The sequence below is a fragment of the Leptolyngbya sp. FACHB-36 genome (genome assembly GCF_014695955.1).
Lineage (GTDB): Bacteria > Cyanobacteriota > Cyanobacteriia > Leptolyngbyales > Leptolyngbyaceae > FACHB-36.
Genome location: NZ_JACJPG010000153.1, coordinates 1 through 1,652, shown reverse-complemented (window position 1 = coordinate 1,652; position 1,652 = coordinate 1). Strand labels below are relative to the sequence as shown.

Here is a 1,652-nt window from a genome sequence, read left to right as displayed (position 1 = left end):
GATCAGCTTACCGACTGGATCGATCGGGTTCACGGTCCCACAGAGCTAATCTACTCAGATTTTCGCCCTGTTCCGCTCCAGTTCCACTTCTGCTCTCCTAAGGGGCTATTCCCACTCTTAGACGACAGCGGCAAACGAGTTAATCCCCGTCTGAAACCCAAGGGCGGCAAAGGCGCAAAAGGCAACAGAGGACGCACGCCCCGCCAAGAAACGCCAAATCTGGCATTTTTGCTGAGCCAGCTACAGCAGCGAGATATGCTGCCTGCAATCTACTTCATCTTTAGCCGCAAGGGCTGCGACCAAGCGGTGGCAGATGTGAGTGCTCTACCGCTGTTGGTCAATGAGGCGGAGGCAGAGCAGCTACGATCGCGCGTAGACGAATTCCTTGCCCGTAACCCTGAAGCCGGACGTGCCGACCAAATTGAGCCGCTGTATCGAGGCATTGCTGCCCATCACGCCGGAATTCTGCCTGCTTGGAAAGGCTTGATCGAAGAATTATTCCAGCAGGGCTTGATCAAAGTCGTGTTTGCCACCGAAACTCTGGCAGCCGGAATCAACATGCCTGCCCGGACGACGGTAATTTCCAGCCTGTCCAAGCGGACGGATTTAGGGCACCGTCTGCTCACTGCTTCGGAGTTCTTGCAGATGGCAGGGCGGGCAGGACGGCGCGGCATGGATATTTTGGGGCATGTGGTGACGGCACAAACGCCGTTTGAGGGCGCACGGGAAGCGTCCTATTTGGCAACGTCTCCTGCCGATCCGCTGGTGAGCCAGTTTGCTCCTAGCTACGGGATGGTGCTGAATCTGCTGCAAACCCACACGCTGGAAGAAGCTAAAGAGCTGATCGAGCGCAGCTTTGGGCAGTATCTTGCGACGCTGTATCTGCGTCCGCAGCAGGACGCGATCGATGCCCTGCAAGCGGAGCTAAGACAGCTAGAAGCGCAAATTGCCTCGGTCGATTGGGACTTGCTAACGCAGTACGAAAAGTTGCAAGAGCGCCTGAAAGAAGAACGCCGCCTGCTGAAAATTTTGCAGGAGCAAGCGGTGGAAATGCAGAGCGGCGACTTGCCGATCGCTCTCTCGTTTGCGGTGGCTGGAACGGTGCTGAGCCTGAAGGGTCCCAATGTTCCGGTCGCTAATCCAGTCCCCGCTGTGTTAGTTACAAAAGCACCAAGCTCTGGGCAGTTTCCGCTGCTCGTTTGTCTGGGGCAGGACAACCGCTGGTACGTAGCGACGGTGGGCGATGTGGTTAGCCTGCGGGCAGAGATTCCGCGCGTGTCTGGTGCTGATTACCTCAGTCCTCCCACTGAACTGCCGCTAAAGCCGGGCCAGGTCCGCAGCGGCACCGAGCAGACATGGACGATCGCCCGCCAGATTCCCACGCCGCCGCCGCTCGAAGAAAGCGCGCCAGAAGTGTATGAGCAACTCCAGCGGATGCAGACAGTCGAGGCGCAAATTCAATCGCATCCGGTGCATGGCTGGGGCAATCGCACCAATATTCTTAAGCGCCAAAGGCGAATGCAGGCGATTCGGGATGAGCTGGACGATCGGCAAGAAAAGCTGAGTCGTCAGTCGCAGCGGCACTGGGAGGAGTTTGTCAGCCTGATTGACATTTTGCAGCACTTTGGCTGTCTGGAATGGTCGGGCGTCGG

At 57.5% G+C, this 1,652-nt stretch carries 1 protein-coding gene; it reads left to right on the top strand.

All coding sequences use genetic code 11. The annotated features are described in order from the left end of the window. Positions 1-1,652: helicase-related protein (locus H6F43_RS22935; RefSeq protein WP_277879851.1), on the top strand; the 1,652-nt coding region annotated here is incomplete at both ends.